General features: G+C 29.3%; 25 protein-coding genes and 1 tRNA gene. 16 read left to right on the top strand and 10 right to left on the bottom strand.

Annotation, left to right across the window (positions count from 1 at the left end):
- Position 1: 1 nt before the first annotated feature.
- The 16 genes from AC27L2_RS02155 (at position 2) to AC27L2_RS02080 (ending at position 15,245) form a co-directional block, all read left to right on the top strand.
- Positions 2-721 (top strand): segregation and condensation protein A, encoded by a 720-nt coding sequence (locus AC27L2_RS02155; RefSeq protein WP_487210008.1) that lies wholly within the window; start codon positions 2-4, stop codon positions 719-721.
- Positions 714-1,376 carry an SMC-Scp complex subunit ScpB gene (gene scpB / locus AC27L2_RS02150; RefSeq protein WP_487210007.1) on the top strand — a complete coding sequence of 221 codons (663 nt, stop codon included), beginning with the start codon at positions 714-716 and terminating at the stop codon, positions 1,374-1,376. The genes AC27L2_RS02155 and scpB overlap by 8 nt, the downstream gene beginning before the upstream one ends.
- The gene (locus AC27L2_RS02145; protein ID WP_487210006.1) at positions 1,357-2,070 is read left to right on the top strand and encodes a pseudouridine synthase; all 714 of its coding nucleotides are present in this window, start codon (positions 1,357-1,359) and stop codon (positions 2,068-2,070) included. Before scpB ends, AC27L2_RS02145 begins: the two co-directional genes overlap by 20 nt.
- Positions 2,045-3,553 (top strand): D-alanyl-D-alanine carboxypeptidase/D-alanyl-D-alanine endopeptidase, encoded by a 1,509-nt coding sequence (dacB, locus tag AC27L2_RS02140; protein WP_487210005.1) that lies wholly within the window; start codon positions 2,045-2,047, stop codon positions 3,551-3,553. Before AC27L2_RS02145 ends, dacB begins: the two co-directional genes overlap by 26 nt.
- Positions 3,553-5,073: a lysine--tRNA ligase gene (gene lysS, locus AC27L2_RS02135; RefSeq protein ID WP_487210004.1), complete on the top strand. Its 1,521-nt coding sequence runs from the start codon at positions 3,553-3,555 to the stop codon at positions 5,071-5,073. The genes dacB and lysS overlap by 1 nt, the downstream gene beginning before the upstream one ends.
- A gap of 5 nt (positions 5,074-5,078) precedes the next feature.
- Positions 5,079-6,677 (top strand): S41 family peptidase, encoded by a 1,599-nt coding sequence (locus tag AC27L2_RS02130; RefSeq protein ID WP_487210003.1) that lies wholly within the window; start codon positions 5,079-5,081, stop codon positions 6,675-6,677.
- Positions 6,678-6,687: 10 nt separating this feature from the next.
- Positions 6,688-7,128 (top strand): rRNA maturation RNase YbeY, encoded by a 441-nt coding sequence (gene ybeY, locus AC27L2_RS02125; protein WP_487210002.1) that lies wholly within the window; start codon positions 6,688-6,690, stop codon positions 7,126-7,128.
- Between the two features lies 1 nt (position 7,129).
- Positions 7,130-7,585: a DUF494 family protein gene (locus AC27L2_RS02120; RefSeq protein ID WP_487210001.1), complete on the top strand. Its 456-nt coding sequence runs from the start codon at positions 7,130-7,132 to the stop codon at positions 7,583-7,585.
- Between the two features lie 11 nt (positions 7,586-7,596).
- Positions 7,597-9,816: a type I DNA topoisomerase gene (gene topA / locus AC27L2_RS02115; protein WP_487210000.1), complete on the top strand. Its 2,220-nt coding sequence runs from the start codon at positions 7,597-7,599 to the stop codon at positions 9,814-9,816.
- Positions 9,817-9,831: 15 nt separating this feature from the next.
- A complete protein-coding gene (gene xerA / locus AC27L2_RS02110; RefSeq protein WP_487209999.1) occupies positions 9,832-10,719 on the top strand; it encodes a site-specific tyrosine recombinase/integron integrase in 888 nt (295 codons plus the stop codon).
- A gap of 11 nt (positions 10,720-10,730) precedes the next feature.
- A complete protein-coding gene (gene hpf / locus AC27L2_RS02105; protein WP_487209998.1) occupies positions 10,731-11,036 on the top strand; it encodes a ribosome hibernation-promoting factor, HPF/YfiA family in 306 nt (101 codons plus the stop codon).
- Entirely contained in the window at positions 11,033-12,043 is a 1,011-nt protein-coding gene (gene hprK, locus AC27L2_RS02100) for an HPr(Ser) kinase/phosphatase (protein WP_487209997.1), read from the top strand. Before hpf ends, hprK begins: the two co-directional genes overlap by 4 nt.
- A gap of 65 nt (positions 12,044-12,108) precedes the next feature.
- Positions 12,109-13,035 carry a M23 family metallopeptidase gene (locus tag AC27L2_RS02095; RefSeq protein ID WP_487209996.1) on the top strand — a complete coding sequence of 309 codons (927 nt, stop codon included), beginning with the start codon at positions 12,109-12,111 and terminating at the stop codon, positions 13,033-13,035.
- Positions 13,036-13,051: 16 nt separating this feature from the next.
- Positions 13,052-13,282 (top strand): DUF2795 domain-containing protein, encoded by a 231-nt coding sequence (locus AC27L2_RS02090; protein WP_353676010.1) that lies wholly within the window; start codon positions 13,052-13,054, stop codon positions 13,280-13,282.
- Positions 13,283-13,284: 2 nt separating this feature from the next.
- Positions 13,285-14,400: a DNA polymerase III subunit gene (locus tag AC27L2_RS02085; protein WP_487209995.1), complete on the top strand. Its 1,116-nt coding sequence runs from the start codon at positions 13,285-13,287 to the stop codon at positions 14,398-14,400.
- Positions 14,401-14,402: 2 nt separating this feature from the next.
- Positions 14,403-15,245 (top strand): PSP1 domain-containing protein, encoded by an 843-nt coding sequence (locus AC27L2_RS02080; protein ID WP_487209994.1) that lies wholly within the window; start codon positions 14,403-14,405, stop codon positions 15,243-15,245.
- A 47-nt stretch (positions 15,246-15,292) separates the two neighbouring features.
- On the opposite strand, the gene AC27L2_RS02075 is transcribed toward AC27L2_RS02080, so the two are convergent.
- From AC27L2_RS02075 to AC27L2_RS02030, 10 genes are all read right to left on the bottom strand, one after another.
- Positions 15,293-15,493: a hypothetical protein gene (locus tag AC27L2_RS02075; RefSeq protein WP_487209993.1), complete on the bottom strand. Its 201-nt coding sequence runs from the start codon at positions 15,491-15,493 to the stop codon at positions 15,293-15,295.
- Positions 15,494-15,501: 8 nt separating this feature from the next.
- Positions 15,502-16,431, bottom strand: a complete 930-nt coding sequence (locus AC27L2_RS02070) for a diacylglycerol/lipid kinase family protein (protein WP_487209992.1) — start codon at positions 16,429-16,431, stop codon at positions 15,502-15,504.
- Positions 16,432-16,433: 2 nt separating this feature from the next.
- Positions 16,434-17,357 (bottom strand): signal recognition particle-docking protein FtsY, encoded by a 924-nt coding sequence (gene ftsY, locus AC27L2_RS02065; RefSeq protein WP_487209991.1) that lies wholly within the window; start codon positions 17,355-17,357, stop codon positions 16,434-16,436.
- Positions 17,354-17,932 (bottom strand): CDP-alcohol phosphatidyltransferase family protein, encoded by a 579-nt coding sequence (locus AC27L2_RS02060; RefSeq protein WP_487209990.1) that lies wholly within the window; start codon positions 17,930-17,932, stop codon positions 17,354-17,356. Before AC27L2_RS02060 ends, ftsY begins: the two co-directional genes overlap by 4 nt.
- 2 nt (positions 17,933-17,934) lie before the next feature.
- The gene (gene purF, locus AC27L2_RS02055) at positions 17,935-19,407 is read right to left on the bottom strand and encodes an amidophosphoribosyltransferase (RefSeq protein WP_487209989.1); all 1,473 of its coding nucleotides are present in this window, start codon (positions 19,405-19,407) and stop codon (positions 17,935-17,937) included.
- A 103-nt stretch (positions 19,408-19,510) separates the two neighbouring features.
- Positions 19,511-19,584 (bottom strand) — tRNA-Pro (locus AC27L2_RS02050).
- A gap of 1 nt (position 19,585) precedes the next feature.
- Positions 19,586-19,957, bottom strand: a complete 372-nt coding sequence (locus AC27L2_RS02045; protein WP_487209988.1) for a MerR family transcriptional regulator — start codon at positions 19,955-19,957, stop codon at positions 19,586-19,588.
- 66 nt (positions 19,958-20,023) lie between these two features.
- On the bottom strand, positions 20,024-20,461 hold the full coding sequence (locus AC27L2_RS02040) for a type II 3-dehydroquinate dehydratase (protein ID WP_487209987.1): 438 nt from the start codon (positions 20,459-20,461) through the stop codon (positions 20,024-20,026).
- Positions 20,458-20,730 carry a hypothetical protein gene (locus AC27L2_RS02035; protein ID WP_487209986.1) on the bottom strand — a complete coding sequence of 91 codons (273 nt, stop codon included), beginning with the start codon at positions 20,728-20,730 and terminating at the stop codon, positions 20,458-20,460. Before AC27L2_RS02035 ends, AC27L2_RS02040 begins: the two co-directional genes overlap by 4 nt.
- Positions 20,727-21,242 (bottom strand): hypothetical protein, encoded by a 516-nt coding sequence (locus AC27L2_RS02030; RefSeq protein ID WP_487209985.1) that lies wholly within the window; start codon positions 21,240-21,242, stop codon positions 20,727-20,729. The genes AC27L2_RS02035 and AC27L2_RS02030 overlap by 4 nt, the downstream gene beginning before the upstream one ends.
- Between the last annotated feature and the right edge of the window lie 34 nt (positions 21,243-21,276).

Here is a 21,276-nt window from a genome sequence, read left to right as displayed (position 1 = left end):
AGTGTATAAAATCAAGCTTTCACATTTCGAAGGACCGCTTGACCTTCTCTTATTTTTTATTAAGAGAGACGAGCTGAACATTTACGATATTCCTATATCAAAAATCACAAAAGATTTTATGGATTATCTTAAAATGCTTGAACAGCTCGATCTTGAAATTGCTGGTGATTTTATTCTTATGGCTGCTACTTTAATGCAAATAAAAGTAAAAATGCTGCTGCCTAAGGAAATCGATGAAAAAGGAGAAGAAATTGATCCCCGCGCTGATTTGGTGAAAGCCTTACTTGAATATAAACGATATAAAGAAATGTCCGAAGAATTGAGCTTCATGGAATCTAACATGAGAAATTATAATTTCAGAGGAAATTTTGAATATGATAGCAAAGAAACTGTAACAAACTACGAAACATTGCTAAAGAATATTACAATCTATGACTTAATGAAAGCATTCAAAAAAGTTTTGCTCGATAAAGTTGAACAACCAGTTCATCAAATTCAAAAGTGGAATGTAACTATTGAAGAACAAATGGATTATATCTCTAAAAAGCTAAAAGAAAAATCACAAATTACTTTTCAAGAATTAATGAAAGAAATGAAAAATAAAATTAGAATTATTGTAACATTCATTGCTATGTTAGAGATGGTTAAATCAGGTCAAATCGGTTTGAAAGAATCTACAGGATTCAATGATTTCATAATTTATGGGTTAAATAATGGATAATGCATACATATCAGTAATTGAAGCCTTGATATTTGCAGCTGATGACCCAATTCCTGCTAAAGAAATTATTAATGCTATTAAAGAAATTGATGGTCCCGATGTTGAAATTACAGAAGAAGATGTAGAGAAAACTGTAGACCTGCTAAATGAAAAATATAATCAGAATGGGAATGCATTTGTAATCCTTAAAATAGCAAATGGATATGTTTATGCTACAAAACCAGACCATGCAAAATATGTAGGATATTTGTCAACAGAGAAAAGCAAAAGAAGATTAAGTCAAGCAGCATTAGAAACCCTTGCTATCATAGCTTATAAACAACCAATTACAAAACCAGAACTTGAATTAATCCGTGGAGTAAATTCAGATTATACATTAAATACATTACTTGAAAAAAATTTAATAACAATTCAAGGAAGAGCTGATACGGTTGGAAGACCTCTTCTTTATGTTACAACTGATGAGTTCTTGAAATATTTTGGATTGCGAAATATTTCAGACTTACCTAAACCACGAGAGATTGAAGAAATTATGAAAGATGAAGATTTTCAAGAACAAAAAAGAAGAATAATGATGAACGAAGTAGAAGAAAATTTAGAAGAAGATTCACAATCAGATTCTGAAGGCGAAGAAAATGAAAATGCGTTTGAATAAATTTATTGCTGAATGTGGAATTGCTTCGAGAAGAAAATCTGAAAGTTTTATTCTTGAAGGACGAGTTGCTGTTAATGGTAAAACTGTTACTGAACTTGCATTTGTTGTTGACCCCGAAAATGATATTGTTACTTTAGATGGTGAAAAATTAAAAATCGAAAAGAAGGTTTATTTCTTATTGAATAAACCAAAAGGTTATGTTACAACCACAAGCGATGAAAAGAAAAGAAAAAAAGTAACTGATTTAATTAATACCCAACATAAAATATTTCCTGTAGGACGACTTGATTATGATACAACCGGCGTTCTGATTTTAACAAATGATGGCGATTTTGCAAACTTCCTTATGCATCCATCTAATCAAATTCCAAGAGAATATAAAGTATTGTTGAATCGGGATTTAGAGGTTAAAGACAAAGAAAAATTATTAACAGGAATTTATCTTGACAAAAGGAAAAGTAAGTTTGAAGAAATCAACTTTGTTCGAAAAGGTGATTACAAAAGAATAAAAGTTATTACCGTCGAAGGAAGAAATCGTTTTGTTAAAAGAATGTTTGGTGCATTAGGTTATCATGTAGAAGAACTTGAAAGAATTCGATTTGGACCTTTTACAATTCAAAATCTTCCTAAAGGAAGTTATAGAAAATTAAGTTACACTGAAATCCAGAATGTATACAAAACTTATGGCAAATAAAGTATTATTAATTACATTTATTTTTACTGCCTTATCTTTTGCTCAAAGAGATACTTTAGAGAAAAAGACTGCTTCCAATTTTTATTCGTTAAACGAACTTCGTGAACAATTAGATGATTCTTTTAACGACCCAAGTTTTAATAATGCTTTTTGTGGTGCTTATATCCGTTCTTTGAAAACTGGAGATGTAATTTATAAAAGAAATGCAGATAAACTTTTTGTTCCTGCATCAAATATGAAATTATTTACTTCTGCTGCTGCATTAATTCTTCTTGGGCACAATTATGTTTATGAAACTAATTTGTATGCAAATGGGGTTATAAAAAATGGAGTGCTTCAAGGAGATTTGATAATTCAAGGAACCGGTGACCCAACAATTTCCAATCGTTTCTTCCCTGGAACAATTACAAATATTTTCGAGAAGTGGGCAGACAGCTTAATTGCAAAAGGTATTACTCAAATTGATGGGAACATATTTGGTGATGATTCTTATTTTGATAATGTTGGACTTGGGAAAGGATGGTTGTCGGACTATGAATCTTATTGGTTTTCTGCTCCTTCAGGTGCTCTCAGTTTTAATGATAATTCAATTGAAATTACAATTTCACCTGGAGAAATAAATTTTCCTGCCAGCATTAAAATTAATCCTGATACAAAATTTGTAACTGTTATAAGCAAAGTTTTGACAGTAAGTAATTCAGAAGAACAAATTATTAAAGTATCAAGATTAAGAGGAACAAACTTAATTAGCATTACTGGGAAAATCAGAAAAAATTCAAAACCAGTTATTGAAAATGTTTCAATATCAGATCCAACAATGTTTTTTCTGACAGTTTTGAAAGAAGTTTTTGAGAAAAAAGGAATAATTGTTAAAGGAAAAATTGGAAGTATTAGTACATCAGAGAAAATTATAATCTATCAAAATTTAATTCCATTGTTTACTCATCAATCAGTGCCTTTAAGAATGATTATCAAAGAATTAAATAAAAACAGTAATAATTTTTATGCAGAACAAATATTAAAAACCATAGGATTGGAAATTTATGGTTATGGAACAACCGAAAATGGAATCAAAGCCTGCAAAGATTTATTCAATCAAATTGGAATTAATACAGAAAACCTTGTTATGATAGACGGCTCGGGTTTATCTCTCTTAAATCTTGTTACACCGCGCCAAATTGTAAATCTATTAAGCTATTTATATAAATCAAATGTTTTCAATTACTTTTATGATTCACTCCCAATTGCAGGTGTAGATGGTACACTCTCTGATAGAATGATAAAAACAGCCGCACAAAATAATGTTCGTGCTAAAGCTGGATTTAATGCTTACAGTTCATCACTTTCTGGTTATGTTAAAACTGTTTCAGGAGAATATTTAGCATTTTCAATATTGATTAATAACTTTTTGTCGCCAGCTAGTCTGGCAAATTATATTCAAGATAATATCTGTAATAAATTGGCAAATTTTGTAAGAAATTAATGGAGGCTAATTTGGAAAACTTCAATTTTGAACAGGAATATAATTCACTAATTCAAAGAAGATATGAAGAACTAAACGAGCTTATCTCAAAAGGCATTCTTCCTTATGCTTATAGTTATGATGTGAACAATTATTCTATGAATATTAAAAACAATTACGAACAATATGAAGGAAAGGATGTAAAGATTGCCGGCAGAATAATGGCATTAAGAAGAATGGGAAAAGCTACATTTGCTCATATCCAAGATAATGAAGGAAGAATTCAAATCTACTTAAAGAAAGATGACCTTGGTGATATTTATGATATCTTTAAACTTCTTGATATTGGAGATATTATTGGAGTTGAAGGATATGTTTTCAAAACAAAAACAGGAGAAATTTCTGTTCACTGCAAATCATATCAATTACTTGCAAAATCATTAAGACCAATTCCAATTGCCAAAGAAGTAATTGATGAAAACGGTAATAAAATTATTTATGACCAGTTTGCAGATAAAGAACTTCGCTACAGGCAGCGTTATGTCGATTTAATTGTTAATCCTGATGTTAAAAAAGTTTTTGTAACAAGAGCAAAAATCATTACCGAATTAAGAAAATTTTTAGACAGCAATAATCTTCTTGAAGTAGAAACTCCTGTTCTTCAACCTTTGTATGGCGGAGCAACAGCAAGACCATTTATAACACATCACAATGCTCTTGATATTGACCTTTATTTAAGAATTGCAGATGAACTTTATCTTAAAAGATTAATTGTAGGTGGTTTTGATGGTGTCTATGAAATTTCTAAAGATTTTAGAAATGAAGGAATGGATAAAACTCACAATCCTGAATTTACTATGCTTGAATTATATGTTGCTTACAAAGATTATTTCTGGATGATGGATTTTGTCGAAAAAATGATTTCAACTGTTTGTATGAATGTTTTTGGAAAAACTGAATTTGAAATTGAAGGGAATAAAATCAATTTTAATCCTCCTTGGAAAAGAATTTCAATGGTTGATGAATTAAAAAATTATACTGGTATCGATGTATTAACTGCATCTTACGAAGAATTAGCTAAAGCTGTGAAACAAAGAGGAATAGAAATCAAAGGAGGTGAAAGCAAAGGTAAATTAATTGATGAGTTGTTCGAAGTAACAATTCAACCCCAATTAATTCAGCCAACATTTGTTATGGATTATCCAATTGAACTTTCTCCACTTGCAAAAAAACATCGCAGCAAAGAAGGTCTTGTTGAAAGATTTGAAGGATTTGTGCTTGGCAGAGAAATTTGCAATGCATTCAGCGAATTAAATGACCCAATTGATCAAAGAAAAAGATTTGAAGAACAAGCTAAAATGAGAGAAGCCGGTGATGAAGAAGCTCATCAGATTGACGAAGATTTCATCAGAGCTCTTGAATATGGTATGCCGCCTACTGCCGGTTTGGGAATAGGAATTGACAGATTAGTAATGCTTCTTACGAATCAGCCGTCAATTCGTGATGTTATTTTATTTCCACAAATGAAACCTGAAAAATAAATTCAATGAAAAAGAATTTATTGAAATATTCGCCGGTTGTTATCATAACATTTCTTCTTGGAATTTATGCTGGTTTACAGCTTAATAGATATTTAACAACCAGACAAAATTTACAAATTAAAAAACTGGAAAATGTTTTAAGATATACTGAGAGCTTTTACATTGATACTCTCAAACGAGAAAAACTTGTTGAAGATGCTATTGAAGGAATGTTCAGTAATTTGGACCCGCATACAATTTATATTTCGCCGCAAGAGCAACAAGCATCTGAAGAAGAATTTCGCGGCAATTTTGAAGGTATTGGAATTGAATTTCAAATTATTAAAGATACTGTCGTTGTAGTTTCTCCCATTACTGGCGGACCAAGCGAATTAGTGGGAATTATTTCTGGCGACAGAATTATAAAAATTAATGGTAAAAGTTGTGTTGGTTTTACAAATGAACAAGTTATTAATTCACTTAGAGGTAAAAAAGGAACAAAGGTTGAAGTTACTGTGTATCGTCCATCAACTGGTAAGCAAATTAATTTTAATATCGTAAGAGATACAATCAATATTTACTCGGTAAATGCTTATTTAATTTACAACAATGATATCGGATACATAAGCTTAAACAGATTTGCTGAAACTTCTACAAATGAGATGATAAATGCTTTGAAAAAATTATCATCATCCGGAATGAAAAAACTCGTTCTTGATTTAAGAAATAATCCCGGCGGATATCTTGAACAAGCAGTACAAATTGCTGACTTATTTATTGATGATAAAAAATTAATAGTTTACACTAAAGGCAGATTGGAAGAATTCAATGAAGAATATCGTGCACAGAAAGAATATCCCTATGAAAAAATTCCATTAATAATTCTTGTTAATCGTGGCTCTGCTTCTGCAAGCGAAATAGTTGCAGGAGCAATTCAGGATTGGGATAGAGGATTAATTATTGGAGAAACAACTTTTGGAAAAGGTCTTGTGCAGCGTCAAATAGTTCTGCCAGATAATTCTGCTGTAAGAATTACAATTGCAAAATATTATACTCCATCTGGAAGAGCCATTCAAAGAAATTATAAAGACAAAAAAAATTATTATGAAGAACTTTATAAAAGGGACGAATCAGACTCTAATAATGTGTATCATAATCTTGAAATGAAAAATTCCAATGAAATTTATAAAACTAAAAATGGACGAAAAGTTTTTGCAGGAAATGGTATCACTCCAGATTATATTGTAGAAAATTATAAAGATTCTGAATTCTCAATCGAACTAAGAAAGAATAATATTTATTATCTTTTTGTTAGAAAATTCATGGATAAAAACGGAGAGAGTTTAAGATTGAAATACAAAAATGATTTACAAAAGTTTATGTATGAATTTAATTTTACAGAAGATGATTTGAGAACATTTATAAATTTTATAAAAGACCAAAAAATAAAATTTAATTATGAAGATTATCTAAAAGATAAAGAAATCACAAAAACAAGATTAAAAGCTTTTGTAGCAAGGGACATATTCAAAGATGTAGGCTGGTATTCCGTAATGTTACAGAATGATAGACAATTTCAAAAAGCTATTCAACATTTTAATGAAGCAGAGAAGTTTGTAAAGTGAAAGGTGAATTTTGATTAAAAGTTTATATATAAATAACGAAAAAAATATTTTTATAAATAAAAGAGCTGTTCATAAATTAATTCATTTTATTAAAAATGAATTTAATCTTACTATCAATAATTTGGAGATAAATTTTGTAAAACCTGATACAATATTAGAAATTAATAAAAATTATTTGAACCATAATTATTTGACCGATGTTATTTCCTTTAATTATTCAAACGAAAATTATAATTTAGATGCAGAGATATTCATATGTTGTGAAGTAGCAAAAGAGAATGCTAAAATTTACAAGGTAAAATATGAAGACGAATTAAGAAGATTGATTATTCATGGAATATTGCATTTAATTGGTTATGACGACATTAAGCCATCACTCAGAAAAAAAATGAAACAGATAGAAGATTTACTTGTTAAAAGAACAAAAAAATTAGGAGAATTAACTAAATAATATGAATTCAAAAATTGTTGACATATTAACTAAAATTTTGGAAGGAATTGGCAAAGGTTATTCGATTGAGGAATTGAACCAAAATTTTATGAAGAAGAAAAAATATGATAAACAAACTTTGAGTATTGCATTCAGTTTACTTTTTGATAAAATTACATTTGAAAAAAGCAAATTGGAAAATGAATATAAAAATAAAAATGGAATCCGCTTTTTAACAGAAGAAGAAAAAGAAATTCTTGGTGCTGAAAATTATAACTATCTATTGCATCTTTATAATGTTGGTTTAATTAATTCTGAAACATTTGAAGAAATACTTGACCAGTTGTTTTTGTTTCCTGAAAATCGAATAACTAAAAATGATATAAATTGGTTAGTATTGCTTTCAATTATTGATAATCATAAAATAGTTCCACCTGGCAGCAGGGTTCTTTTATATACTTCCGATTCAGTCAATTAATGGTGAATATAATGGGCAAAGATTTAATTCTTGTGGAGTCTCCCTCCAAAGCAAAAACCATAAATAAATACGTTGGAAATAAGTACATTGTTGAAGCTACAGTTGGGCATATTAAAAATTTGCCTAAGACAAAATTAGGCATCGACATTGAAAATAATTTTCAACCAAATCTTGTTGTAATACGCGGCAAGAGTGATATAATTAAAAAAATTAAAAGTCTTGCCGATAAATCCAATAAAATCTTCATTGCAACAGACCCTGATAGAGAAGGAGAAGCAATTGCTCAGGATGTTGCAGATATTCTTGATGGAAAAAATAAAGAGAAAATTCATCGAGTTCTCTTTAACGAAATAACCAAAAAAGCTGTTAACGAAGCACTACAAAATCCACAAAAAATTGATACAAAACTTGTAAGTTCTCAACGCGCTCGAAGAGTAATGGACAGAATTATTGGTTATAAAGTAAGTCCATTTCTTTGGAAAGCTGTTATTGATTCATACGGAAGTTCATTATCTGCTGGCAGAGTTCAATCTGTAGCTCTTAGATTAATATGTGAAAGAGAAGAAGAAATTGAAAAATTTATTCCTACAGAATACTGGTCAATTACTGCAGTTTTTACTACAGATACAGGGGAAGAAATAAAAGCAAAATTGTTTGAAGTAGATGGGAAACAAATTAAAATTCCACCAAAACCCGAGATGACCGAAGATGAATTGAATGAATTTTTAAAAACTAATTTTGCAATAACAAAGAAAGAGCTTGCAGAAGAAATTGTTAATAAAATTAGGAATATAAATCATTACATTATTTCTGATATTAATAAAAAAGAATCTCGTAAAAATCCTTATCCGCCTTTTATAACAAGTACCTTACAGGTAGAAGCTTCAAGACAGTTGAGATTTCGTCCTCGTAGAACAATGATGATTGCACAACAGCTTTATGAAGGTGTTGAAATAGGAAGTGAAGGTTTAACAGGTTTAATTACTTATATGAGAACTGATTCTACTCGTTTGAGTGAAGAAATTTTGAACGAAGCAAGAATTTACATTAAAGAAAATTTTGGCGAAGAATATCTTCCAGAAAAATCCAGAATTTATGAATCAAAAAAGAAAAATGTTCAAGATGCACACGAAGCTATTCGTCCAACATCTCTAAAATATACTCCAGAATATGTAAAACCATATCTCGATGAATCTCAATTTAAATTGTATGAATTAATCTGGAAAAGATTCATTGCTTCTCAAATGGAATCTGCACGAATTGAAACTACAACTGTTAATATAAAAGCAAATGAATTCTTGTTTAGAGCATCTGGTTCAACAATTTTATTTGATGGATTTCTTAAACTTTATGATGAATCTAAAGAAGATTCATCAGATGAAAATGGAAATGGAATTAGAATCCCAGCTGGTTTGAAGATTAATCAGCCATTAAATTTAATTGAGATTACACCAAATCAACATTTCACAAAACCCCCTGCAAGATATACAGAAAGCTCGTTAATTAAAGAACTTGAAAGCAATGGAATTGGAAGACCAAGTACTTATGCACTTATCGTAAGCACTATTATTGACAGAAATTATGTTGAACAGGTGGATAGAAAACTAATTCCTACACCGCTTGGCAGAAAAGTTAATGAAATATTGATAAAAAATTTCCCGAATATCTTTGATGTAGGTTTTACAGCAAAAATGGAAGAAGAATTAGATTCTATTGCAGAAGGCGAAATTGATTACATCAAGGTTCTCAATGATTTTTATAAACCATTTTCAGAAACATTGAGCAGGGTAGAGGCTAATCTGGAAAAAATAAAATGCGAGAAATGTGGTGCTGATATGGAATTGAAAATTGGCAGATATGGAAAATTTTTAGCATGCACAAACTATCCTGAATGTAAAAACATTAAATCACTAAAAGAATTGAATAATGAAAATAATGAACCTAAATTTACAGGTGAAACCTGTCCAAAGTGTGGTTCAAGAACAGTATTCAGGGAAGGAAAATTTGGAAGATTTATTGGCTGCGAAAAATATCCTGAATGTGATTATACAAAAGTTATCACAACAGGCATTCAGTGTCCAAAATGTAAAGAAGGAGAATTAACTACACGCAAAACAAAAAAAGGAAGAATATTCTACAGCTGCAGTAGATATCCAGATTGCGATTATGCCACATGGAAACTTCCAAAATCTGAAGATGAAGTAATTTCAGAAGAGGAAGAATTTATTTAACTAAAAGTGGCTTAAATGACAAATAACATTTCAAAAATAATTGAAAATCTTTTAACTGAACTTTCCGGTGTTGCAAGAGTATCACAAAATACATTGTCTGCTTATAAACGAGATCTCAATGACTTCGTTCAATTTTGTGATGAACTTAAAATAAGTTCTATCGAAAAGATTAATACAAGACACATCAAATCTTATCTCATGATATTAAATGAAAAAAGATATTCAAAAAGTTCAGTTGCAAGAAAATTATCAGCACTTCGAAAGCTATTTGATTTTGCAGTTAAAAATGATATCATTAATAGTAATCCTGTAAAAAAAATTTCCAATCCCAAAGTTCAGAGAAAACTTCCTGAAACAATTAGCAGTAATTATTATGAAGAAATACTAAAAACAATTGAAAAGAAAATAGAAAATCCCGAGCAACAAAAAAGAGATAAAGCTATATTTGAATTGTTATATGGATGTGCGCTTCGTGTATCTGAATTATGCAATCTCAATCTTGAAGATATTGATGTTAAAAAAAGGAATATAAGAATTTTGGGAAAAGGTGCTAAAGTTAGAATTGTTCCTTTAGGAACTAAATCTGTTCCAATAATTCTGGATTATTTAAATTCCCGAAAGGATAATAATAATGCTTTATTTGTGGATGATGAAGGAAAAAGAATTAATCGATTTTTTGTTTATCGACTTGTAAAAAATTTTCTTAAAGAAACTGAAATGAAAAAGAAGAGCCCACATGTGCTTAGACATAGTGCTGCTACGCATATGCTTGATAGAGATGCAGATTTATTAGCAGTAAAAGAAATTCTTGGTCATGAAAATTTATCAACAACTCAAATATATACTCATGTTAGTATCGAAAGGCTTAAAAAAATATATAAACAAGCCCACCCAAAATCATAAAAGGAGTAGTTATGAACATTAAAATTACATCACGAAAATTCAGAGCAAAAGAATCATTAAAAAATTTTATCAAGGAAGAAATTAAATCCTTAGAAAAATTCAATGATCAAATTCTTGATGTTGATGTAATTCTAAGTTATACAAAGCCTGAAGATAGTATTAAAACAGCAGAAATAATTTTACAGATTCCACACAAAACAATCTCAGTAGTTCAATCAAGTGATGATTTTGAAAAATCTGTAAGCGGTGCAATTGATAAATTAGTTCGTCAGCTTGAAAAAGTAAAAACAAAAAGAATTGCTAGGAAAAGGTCATGAAACTTGATGATAGAAATATCACAAGAAAAGAAAGTATAACTGTAGATTTTTTCTTCAAGAACACGAAGGACAGATTCAAATTAAGACTTCTTAACGACGAAGTGGGTTTTGATAGATTAATTAGAGATCAGAACCTTCACAGACCTGGTTTGCCACTTGCTGGATTTTTGGATTTGTTTGCTTACAACAGAATTCAAATTTTCGGCAATACGGAGATGAGTTACCTTCATAATTTAAAGCCAGAAGAAAAAAGAAAATCACTTGAAAATATTTTTAAGTTTAATATCCCATGCGTAATTATCACAAACAGTAATCTACCACCACCAGAAATGTTAGAATTAGCAAATCAATATAAGATTCCAATTTTTGGTTCAGATTATTCAACTACAAAATTAATTTATTTGATTGGCGATTTTCTTGATGACCAATTTGCCCCAAGAATTACTATTCATGGGTCATTTGTTGATGTTTATGGTGTTGGAATTTTATTTACAGGAAAATCTGGAATAGGGAAGAGTGAGGTAGCTTTGGATTTAGTTGAAAGAGGGCATAGACTTGTAGCCGACGATGTAGTAATTCTTACCAAAAAGGGGGAAGGAATTTTAATTGGTTCAGGAACAGAATTGGTAAAACATTTTATGGAATTACGTGGAATTGGTATTGTTGATGTTAAAAGTATGTTTGGAGTTCGAGCAATAAGATTTCAAAAAAGATTAGAAGTTATAGTTGAACTTGAAATTTGGAACGAAAAAGAAGATTACACAAGAACAGGCTTAGATGATAATTACATGAAAATTCTTGATGTAGAAATTCCTTACATTAAACTACCTATAATTCCAGGGAAAAATATTACAGTTATTTCTGAAATTATAGCAATTAATTATCTCTTAAAACATTATGGTTATGATGCTGCAAAGGTCTTTAATGAAAGAGTCTTAACATATATTAAACAAAAAGGGGAAAATATTGATAGAACAGTTCAATATTTTGAGCATGATTTTGAATAAAATTTATTAAGTTATTTGTTGACACACAGATATTCATTTATTATTTTCGCACCACAAGTTAAGATATGAAAAAATTTTACTACTTTTCAAAATCAAAGCTCAAATTTGTTGAAATACAAAACTTTTATAAAAAGTTTGTATTTCTTGTTGTCTTTTTTTCTGTTCTGATTTCATTTTTTCTATTTGGAACTTACTTTGTATTTAATGAGTTTTTGAATCCAGATTCAGAAATCAGAGCATTAAAAAGGACAAACAAAGAGCTGAAAGAAAAGCTTTACCAGATGGTAGAGCGTTACAAAAGTTTAGATGAACGTATATCTAAACTTTCAGAAATGAGCCATGATTTAAGACTGGCAGCAAATCTTGAACCATTAACTTATGATAATGAAATTTATGGTACTGGAGGGTCTTCGTTTACACCTTTAACTTCTAATAGCCCGAGCGAAGTCGCAGATTTTCTTGATAAAATTGATTCTTATATTAATAAAGTATCCTTAAAAATTAAATTAGAAAAAGATAATTATGAGGAAATTTCTAATAAATTTAAAGAAAATGAAAAATTATTCGAATCGATACCAGCAATTAAACCATGTTCGGGAACAATTGCCGATGATTTTGGTATGAGGGTTCACCCAATTTTAAAAATTAGAAGAATGCATAATGGGATTGACATAATTACCGATGTTGGAACTAATGTTTATGCTCCTGGTGCAGGTGTTGTAGATTTTATTGGAAACAGAAGTGGATATGGATTGACTATGGAAATAGACCATGGCTTTGGTTATAGAACAATTTATGCTCATTTATCAAGCGTAAAAGTAAAACTTGGACAAAAAGTTAGTCGTGGTGATTTAATTGCTAAAACTGGTAATTCTGGATTTCTCACCACAGGACCACATTTGCATTATGAAGTTCGACACGATGGAATTGCTCTTAATCCACTAAATTTTATCTTAGAAGATGTTAAACTTTTTGAGATTGTAAAAAAATAAAGGAGGGATTAAAACTATGATTTGGACCGTCGAATTAGCTTCATATTTAGATGACGCTCCATGGCCTGCAACAAAAGAAGAATTAATAGATTATGCAGAACGAATCGGTGCTCCAATTGAAGTAATTGAAAACCTCCAAGAATTGGAGGATTCTGATGAACCTTACGAATCAATTGAAGATATCTGGCCTGACTATCCCAGCGACGAAGATTTCTTCTATACAGACGATGATGAATTTAAATCATAAATATGAATTACGACTGGGGTAAAGTAATAGAACAAAGTCAGGCAAAGGAAATATTAATTAATTTCTTTGAGTCAAGGCGTGTCCCACACGCCTTTATTTTTAATGGTTTGGAAGGAATTGGTAAATATTTTACTGCACTTCAATACGCTCAAATTTTATATTCACAATTTCCTGATTCTATAAAGATTAATGCATTAAAAAAAATTGGAAATTTGCAAGAACCATTTGTAAAATTAATTTTCCCTTTGCCTCGCGCAAAAGGAGAAACAGCTGAAGATTCTTCAATTGATAAACTTTCTAAAGAACAGATTGAATTGATTCAAGCAGAATTAAGTAAAAAAATTCTTAATCCTTATTATAAAATTTATTTAGAAGACGCTAATACAATTAAAATCAACAGTATTAGAGATATCAAAAAATTTATCGAATATGAATATGAAGATGCGCCTTTGAGGTTTATTTTTATTCTTGATGCAGATTTAATGAATGAACAAACTCAAAATGCATTACTGAAAAGCTTAGAAGAACCACCCGAAGGTATAATTTTTTTCATATTAACTTCAAACATCGATAAATTACTTCCGACAATTCAATCAAGATGCTGGATTATTAATTTTAATCCATTAAGTGAAAATGCTGTAGCAAAAATATTAAAAGAATATTTTGATATAGATAAAACTACTGCTGAAAAAGTTGCTCATTTTTCTGACGGTTCAGTTCAAAAAGCACTTTTATTAGTTGAAAAGGATTTTGATTTATTATTAGAAAAAGTAATTTCTATTCTTAGATACAGTATAGGTAAAAGATATTCAACTGCTTATCAGGAATTATTGGCATCGATGACTAATAACTCTCTTGATGACTTGAAAATTATTATTAGTCTTGTAAAAACATGGATTGATGATGCTGTTAAAGGAAGGTTTCACAATAATAATTATTATTTCAGAGATTATAGAGAAACAATTGATAAATTTAACATGAAATTTGGTAATGCAAACATAATGGAGTTGTATGATAAGTTAGAATTTTTGGAAGAAAGCTGCAGTAAAAATCTTAACTTGAATGTATTATCACTTAATCTTATATTTGAACTGGCTTCATTATCAATTGGGAATTAATAGTGTCGCATATAAATTTACCTAATCCTGATAAAGTATCTCTCGAGTCTATAAGAAATTTAAACGAGAGGTCAAATCATAACAATTACAATTCAATAATCATAAAGAAACTTTATGATTTCAATGCTAATGTAAGCAGTTGTTTTTATTGTAGTCATTCATTAGATGCAAAAGTACCTTTTGATAAAAGAAACATAATCGAAGTAAAATGTAATGGACTTTTGAGTTGTAATTTTTGTTTGATTCCACCAGAATTTTCAGAAGAATTACATGCTGAAGATTTTATAATAGTTAAGCAAGATGAGAGTTTGGAAATTGCCCAAGTTAAGTTATTAGGTGAAATTGTTCGATTTAAAAGAAGTTCATTAGGATTAATTGATGAACCTCTTCCTGAAGTTGTACGAAAATGTACTACTGAAGATTTAGAAAGAGTAAGAAAAAATTTAGCTGACGAAGAACGGGCAATTCCAATATTTCAAAAGTCAATTGAAAAACATAATCTTGAGATGAAATTAGTTAGTGTTCATTTTCAGTTTGATAGAAAAAAATTATTCTTCTTTTATACTGCTGATGGAAGAGTTGATTTTAGAGAATTAGCAAAAGATTTAGCAGCAGAATTCAAAACAAGAATTGAGTTAAGACAGATTGGTGTACGTGATGAAGCAAAAAGAGTTGGTGGCATAGGCACATGTGGACGTGAATTTTGTTGTTCTGCATTCCTAAATAGCTTTAAAAGAATAACTACACAATTAGCTACAGAACAGAATCTGCTTTCAAGTATGGGAAAATTAAGCGGCCCTTGTGGAAAACTTAAATGCTGTTTATCATTTGAAATAGATTCATAGATAAGCACATAATGTATATTATGTAAACTAAGATTTCTTAAAAAAAATTATAATTTACCGCTTAATTTTAAGTAGAAATAAATAACTATTAATAACAATACCAGCCAATAAATTGGACTTCTCCCTTTTCTCTTAAATCTTCTTTTTCTATTAAAACCTAATCTACGTCTTAATCGTTCTTCTGGATCTTTGTCGGGGTCATAAAATCTTGGAATAAATTCGAAATCTTTATGTTGGGGTCTTTTCATTAACATAGTTAATTTGAAATAATTTTTAGTTCATTTTTTAATATTGATATTTCGACTTTTTCTGCTCGTTCTGAAATAATCTCTCCATCTGTATGGACTAATGCAGGTTCATGTATTTTTATTTTTGCATTAATAAATTTCAGTAATGATGCTTCTTTTACTTCATCTAATTTATTAAATAATGCTTTTGGAAGAGAACTCAATATTTTTATTGTTGATACAGAATCAATTATGCAAATATCGAGCATATTATCATCTATTTTTGCTTGTGGTGTCAAATAAAAACCTCCGCCTGTAGTATAACCATTGCCAACTGCTATTAGTAATTTTTTGCCAAATAATTTTGTGGAGCTGTCTAATTCAATTTCAACATCTATATCTTTTCTTCTAATTAATGCTAAAATAACTGCGTAAAGATATGAAATTAAACCAGATAAGTGTTTAGACTTTTGATTAATCTTAGCTACTAATGCATCAAAACCAATTCCAAGACTATTAATAAATCTATGTGATTTTTTTATTGAATTTCCATTTTCATATATAATTGATTGACCAATATCAAACGAGTAATGTTTATTGCTGTTAAATATTAAATCTAAATTTTGGTTTATATCTTTGTTTAGCTTTAGATTTCTTGCGAAGTCATTGCCAGTACCAATTGGGAGCAAGCCAATGGTATTAATTGAAGTGTTATCAATTCCGTTTATTAATTCATTTAATGTTCCATCTCCTCCTACAGAAATTAGATGAGTAAAATGTTTTGAAAATTTCTTAACTAATTCACTAATGTGTCCTGGAGATTGTGAAATTTCTATATGATGATTAATTTTTTTTTGCGCCAAGTATTTTTTTATAATATCAATAACTTTTAATCCACGCCAGTTTCCAGCAGCAGGATTAATAAGAAATAAATAACTTTTATCTTCAACCTTATTCATTTTTAATCCAAAATTGCTTCTACAAAATCTTTTGGGGAAAATACCTGCAAATCATCAATTCCCTCTCCTACTCCAATGTATTTTATAGGAATATTTTTTTCTGAAGCAATTCGAAATACAATTCCACCTTTAGCAGTTCCATCTAATTTAGTTATAATCAAGCCTGTGATGTTTGTATATTTTTCAAATTCATTTACTTGATATAAAGCATTCTGTCCTGAAGTACCATCAATAACTAAATAAATTTCATTTGGAGCATATGGTAATAAATTATTAATGACTCTTTTAATTTTGCCAAGTTCTTCCATCAAATTTTTATGTGTATGTAATCTCCCAGCTGTATCAATAATGACAATATCAGAAGAATTTTTCTGTGCGGCTTTAATAGTATCAAATGCAACAGCTGAAGGATCTTTTGTATCAGAACTAATTATTTCTACATCTGCTCTTTTAGCCCAAATTTCTAATTGTTCGTTTGCAGCAGCTCTAAAAGTATCTGCTGAACCAATCGTAACTTTTAGTCCTGAGTTTCTAAAATTATAAGCTAACTTTCCAATTGTTGTAGTTTTTCCAGAACCATTAACTCCTACAATTAATATTACAAATGGTTTATACTTTTCTATCTCATAATTTTCATTATTGATATTAAGTAATGACAGTAATTCTGACTTAATAATTTCTTTTAGTTTATCTGAATCTCTTTCGGATTCTTTTAGAAGAAGAGTTCTCGCTTTATGGATTATTTTTTCTGTAGTTGAAATTCCAATATCACTTGTAATTAGAATCTCTTCAATTTCTTCAAGTGTTGATTCATCAATTACAGCTTTTCGTGTAATTGTTTCTGTAATTTTATTAAAAATGTTATTTCGTGTTTTAGTTAAACCTTCTTTAAGTTTTTTGAAATTAATATTTCCGAATAACTTCATACTTTTGCCTTCTTGATTGTTTCATAAGCTCTTAAAGCATAACCAATTACTGATAATATACTTAAGGCTATACTTAAATAAAAAAATACTCTATAAAGCCAGAATATTTTATTTACTCCAAGTATTGTAAGAAATAAAAAAATTCCTATCGATAAAACTGTAATTTTACCAAGCATGTTTGATGGTAAAACTTTTCCAATTTTTTTGCTTACATAAAATCCACCTAAGAAAATTATTAAATCTCTTAGAAAAATTATCCAGAAATAAATAGATACAATTTCATTTTGAAGATAAAGTTGAATAGCAATTATGATGATAAAAATTTTATCTGCTAATGGGTCAATAATTTTTCCAAATTCTGTAATACAATTTTTTTTACGTGCTATGTAGCCATCTAAAAAGTCACTTATGTATGCAATGAATATTGTTATTAACATTAATTTACGATTGAGTGGGTCTGAATTCATATTCTGCAAAAAATATAAAGCTGGGATTGATAATAGTAATCTGAAAAAGCTTAGAGCATTGGGAATGTTAATTATATTTTCAAAAAAGTATTTAGGAAATAGATTCATGTTCAAATATCATATTCTTCTTTTTTAATTCCTAATTCAACTGGGACAGGATAATTACCCGAAAAACAAGCTGTACAAAAATTTTCTTTTGGATGGTCAACCATAGCTTCAAGCATTTCATCAATTGTTAAATATTCAAGACTATCGACTTCAAGATATTTTCTAATTTCTTCTATGTCACCATTAAATTTGTTAGCAATCAATTCATTAGCAGATGGGAAATCCATACCATAGTAACATGGGCTAATAATAGGAGGCGAAGAAATTCTTAAATGAATTTCTTTAGGTTTAGCTTCTCTTAGTAATTTTACGAGTTGTTTTGAAGTTGTTCCTCTAACTATTGAGTCATCTACTATAACAATAGTTTTATTTTCAAGAACACCTTTAACAGTATTGAATTTTATTTTAACTCCAATTTCTCTGGCTTTTTGACCAGGTAATATAAAAGTTCTGCCAATGTAGTGACTTCTAATTAAGCCAATTTCAAGACGAGATGGAATTCCCTGTTTAGCTAATTGAGTTTGATAACCAATAGCAGCAGTATTTGAACTATCAGGAACACTTATTACGATTACTTTATCTCCATCTTTATCTATCACTGGGTGTTTCTCGGCAAGAACTTTTCCAAGTTTTCTTCTCATTTTGTCTACATTTGCCCCAAAGATTTTGCTGTCGGGTCTAGAAAAATAAATGTATTCAAAAATGCAGTGTTTATAATTATTATTTGTATTATGAATCTGGTACGATTTTATTGTGCCATTTCTTAATGTTTCATCATCAATAACTACGAGCTCATTTGGATTCACATCACGCACAAATTCAGCTGAAATAATATCGAGGGCACATGTTTCGGAAGCAATTATGTATGAACCATTTTGCTTTCCAATTGAAAGGGGTCGAAAACCATGAGGGTCACGTGCAGCAATTAATTTATCATCAGTTAGTAATACAAGGCTGTAGGCACCTTCGACTTGTTGCAATGCTTCTATGATTTGTTCAATTTGATTGTTTAATTTACTTCTTGCAATCAGATGCAAAATTACTTCAGTATCACTTGTAGTTTGAAAAATTGCTCCTTCTTCAACAAGTTTTTTTCTTAGTTTTTTTGCATTAGTTAGATTACCATTGTGAGCTATTGCAATATTTCCTGATTTGTAATTAACAACAAAAGGTTGAATATTTTTTTCTGAATCTGCTGCACCAGTAGTGGAATATCGATTATGACCAATTGCAGATGAGCCAATTAATAAGTTTTCAAAAATTTCTTGGTTATTATAGACTTCGGAAACAAGCCCAAAATTTTTATGAATGTTAAAAATTCTTTTCCCCTTTTCATTAACGGAAGCTGTAACAATACCTGTTGCTTCCTGTCCTCGATGTTGAAGAGCATGAAGTCCATAGTAAGTTTTTATAGCAGCATCGTTGCAGCCAAAAATTCCAAATACTCCGCAATTGCATTTAGGTTTATCGTTCATATAAATAAAAAATTTTGGGTAGAAATATAAAGTTTGTGTGTTATATAAAAAAGGATTCTAAAAATATATTTAAGTGAAGATTAAATAAAATGCAAAAAATTTGTCGGAACGGCGGGATTTGAACCCGCGACCCCTTGAACCCCATTCAAGTGCGCTACCGGGCTGCGCTACGTTCCGATTATAATGTGTTATAGATTTGAATTAGAACCTGCTTAATTTCTTCAAGGTCTTTTTTGAGTGATGGCTGCTCTTGATTTCTGGAAAGTGTCTCTTCAGTTTTATTCGATGTTTGTTCTGAACTAAAATTCATCCCAGCTAAAATTTTCTTTGCTCCTTCAATAGTGTATTTTTCATCACGAAGCAATTTCTTTATTTGTAAAATAAGTTTTATGTCTTTGTTAGTATAAATTCTGTTCCCTGCTCTGTTTTTACTTGGCTTTAATTGTTCGAATTCTGTTTCCCAATATCTTAGTATATATTGCTCAAGACCTGTTAATTTACTTACTTCACTTATTGAATAATATAACTTTTTAAGACCAAAGTCTTTCATGCAATTACCTTTTTACTTACTTGAAGTAAAATAAATTAATTATCATTAATTAGCAATATTATACTATTAAATGAAATTCTTTTTTATGAGAGCAATTAATGCATCAATTCCAAGAATGTAACTTAAAGATTTAAATCCGCTTATGTATCCATCGCAAACAGAAGCAGTTAGTGAAACTGTTCTAAATTTATCTCTGGCTTGGATATTGGACAAATGAACTTCAACTTTTGGTATTTTACAAATTTCAAGAGCATCTCTAATTGCAACACTTGTATGAGAAAATCCTCCAGGATTAATTAACAATCCATCATATTCATTTGAAGCTTCATTAATAATTTTTACTATATCACTCTCGTTTGCTGATTGGATAAAATTAAATTCAATATCAGGAAATTTATTTTTAAGATTTTCCTGAATTGAATCTAAATCTGTAACCCCATAATAATCGGGATTTCTTAGCTTAAGTAAATTTAAATTCGGTCCGTTAATTATAAGTAATTTCATGAGTTCTCACTTAATTCTTCAATAATTTCTCTCATTTTAGGTGTAAGATAAACATCATCAATTCCAAGTTCTTTTAGTGCTGATGACAGAATTAAAACTTTTTTTTGAAGTGGTGAAAGTTTATTGATAACGATAATTTTATTTTCTTTGATAATACAGTATCCACCTTTAAAGTCTCCCCTTTCAAAACGAACTTTTGCTCCCATCTGATTTGCAAGCTGCTTTAAATCCTGAAGAATATTTTCAAAATCTTTCTCTTTAATTTTCATTTTACTTTTCTTAATGGCTTAAAAATTACTAAAAATAAAACTCCACAATAAGAAAAGATTTCAATCAAAGAAAAACTGCTTAAAATTGTTATTCTATCTCGAATCATATTGATGATTGTCATAGAATCCTTGAGATTATAATAAATGCTTTTTGATATTTCATAATCCTTTACTAATAAAAATATTTCGAAAGGTGCAGTGATTATTATTATTAATGTTATAATTAAAAGCCATCCTTCTAATTTTAAATTTATTTTGGAAATGAATAAAAATATTATAAAGAAAATTAAAAAGAAGATATAAGTTAGAATATTAAATACAATCAACGGCAAGATTAAATATAAGTGACTTTGTAAAGAAAGATTGTTGAAAATAGTTCTAAGTTCAAGATTTTCTGGCTCAAAGAATTGATAAATTGCTAAATGTCTTGCAACATATCCACCTAACCATAGAACAAAAAATAATGATGTTAAGTAGAGAATAAGTTTAGAAGTTTTGGTTAGATTTTCCATAAGCATTATATTTTTAATCAAAAAATAAAAAAAA

This window comes from Rosettibacter sp. KY25 (genome assembly GCF_057554405.1).
The sequence above is the reverse complement of the archived record's forward strand: the minus strand, read 5'-3'. Positions and strand labels throughout refer to the sequence as shown.

Bases quoted from the DNA above. Each gene is read 5' to 3' on its own strand.
- AC27L2_RS02130 (WP_487210003.1), top strand. From the start codon at position 5,079: ATGAAAAAGAATTTATTGAAATATTCGCCGGTTGTTATCATAACATTT.
- AC27L2_RS02035 (WP_487209986.1), bottom strand. From the start codon at position 20,730: ATGAAAATTAAAGAGAAAGATTTTGAAAATATTCTTCAGGATTTAAAG.
- purF (WP_487209989.1), bottom strand. From the start codon at position 19,407: ATGAACGATAAACCTAAATGCAATTGCGGAGTATTTGGAATTTTTGGC.
- AC27L2_RS02090 (WP_353676010.1), top strand. From the start codon at position 13,052: ATGATTTGGACCGTCGAATTAGCTTCATATTTAGATGACGCTCCATGG.
- AC27L2_RS02060 (WP_487209990.1), bottom strand. From the start codon at position 17,932: ATGAATCTATTTCCTAAATACTTTTTTGAAAATATAATTAACATTCCC.
- ftsY (WP_487209991.1), bottom strand. From the start codon at position 17,357: ATGAAGTTATTCGGAAATATTAATTTCAAAAAACTTAAAGAAGGTTTA.
- AC27L2_RS02095 (WP_487209996.1), top strand. From the start codon at position 12,109: ATGAAAAAATTTTACTACTTTTCAAAATCAAAGCTCAAATTTGTTGAA.
- AC27L2_RS02120 (WP_487210001.1), top strand. From the start codon at position 7,130: ATGAATTCAAAAATTGTTGACATATTAACTAAAATTTTGGAAGGAATT.
- AC27L2_RS02040 (WP_487209987.1), bottom strand. From the start codon at position 20,461: ATGAAATTACTTATAATTAACGGACCGAATTTAAATTTACTTAAGCTA.
- hprK (WP_487209997.1), top strand. From the start codon at position 11,033: ATGAAACTTGATGATAGAAATATCACAAGAAAAGAAAGTATAACTGTA.
- AC27L2_RS02070 (WP_487209992.1), bottom strand. From the start codon at position 16,431: ATGAATAAGGTTGAAGATAAAAGTTATTTATTTCTTATTAATCCTGCT.
- AC27L2_RS02045 (WP_487209988.1), bottom strand. From the start codon at position 19,957: ATGAAAGACTTTGGTCTTAAAAAGTTATATTATTCAATAAGTGAAGTA.
- AC27L2_RS02030 (WP_487209985.1), bottom strand. From the start codon at position 21,242: ATGGAAAATCTAACCAAAACTTCTAAACTTATTCTCTACTTAACATCA.
- AC27L2_RS02075 (WP_487209993.1), bottom strand. From the start codon at position 15,493: ATGAAAAGACCCCAACATAAAGATTTCGAATTTATTCCAAGATTTTAT.
- xerA (WP_487209999.1), top strand. From the start codon at position 9,832: ATGACAAATAACATTTCAAAAATAATTGAAAATCTTTTAACTGAACTT.
- lysS (WP_487210004.1), top strand. From the start codon at position 3,553: ATGGAGGCTAATTTGGAAAACTTCAATTTTGAACAGGAATATAATTCA.
- scpB (WP_487210007.1), top strand. From the start codon at position 714: ATGGATAATGCATACATATCAGTAATTGAAGCCTTGATATTTGCAGCT.
- hpf (WP_487209998.1), top strand. From the start codon at position 10,731: ATGAACATTAAAATTACATCACGAAAATTCAGAGCAAAAGAATCATTA.
- AC27L2_RS02145 (WP_487210006.1), top strand. From the start codon at position 1,357: ATGAAAATGCGTTTGAATAAATTTATTGCTGAATGTGGAATTGCTTCG.
- topA (WP_487210000.1), top strand. From the start codon at position 7,597: ATGGGCAAAGATTTAATTCTTGTGGAGTCTCCCTCCAAAGCAAAAACC.
- dacB (WP_487210005.1), top strand. From the start codon at position 2,045: ATGTATACAAAACTTATGGCAAATAAAGTATTATTAATTACATTTATT.
- AC27L2_RS02085 (WP_487209995.1), top strand. From the start codon at position 13,285: ATGAATTACGACTGGGGTAAAGTAATAGAACAAAGTCAGGCAAAGGAA.